Raw genomic sequence first — 390 nt, forward strand, 5'->3', positions numbered from 1 at the left:
ACAAGGTAGCCGTAGGGGAACCTGCGGCTGGATCACCTCCTTAATCGACGACATCAGCTGCTCCATAAGTTCCCACACGAATTGCTTGATTCATTGAAGAAGACGATAAAGAAGCAGCCCGAAATTGGGTCTGTAGCTCAGTTGGTTAGAGCGCACCCCTGATAAGGGTGAGGTCGGCAGTTCGAATCTGCCCAGACCCACCAATTTTGTGTGGGAAACGCCTGTAGAAATACGGGGCCATAGCTCAGCTGGGAGAGCGCCTGCCTTGCACGCAGGAGGTCAACGGTTCGATCCCGTTTGGCTCCACCACTAACTGCTTCTGTCTTGAAAGCTTAGAAATGAGCATTCCATCGATGTGATGGTGAATGTTGATTTCTAGTCTTTGATTAG

At 50.5% G+C, this 390-nt stretch carries 2 tRNA genes; both read left to right on the forward strand.

The window, feature by feature from the left end:
• The first annotated feature begins 126 nt into the window (after positions 1–126).
• Positions 127–203 (forward strand) — tRNA-Ile (locus tag HX817_RS31130).
• A gap of 30 nt (positions 204–233) precedes the next feature.
• Positions 234–309 (forward strand) — tRNA-Ala (locus tag HX817_RS31135).
• The last annotated feature ends 81 nt before the right edge of the window (positions 310–390 follow it).

The organism is Pseudomonas sp. C6002 (assembly GCF_013385805.1).
GTDB lineage: Bacteria > Pseudomonadota > Gammaproteobacteria > Pseudomonadales > Pseudomonadaceae > Aquipseudomonas.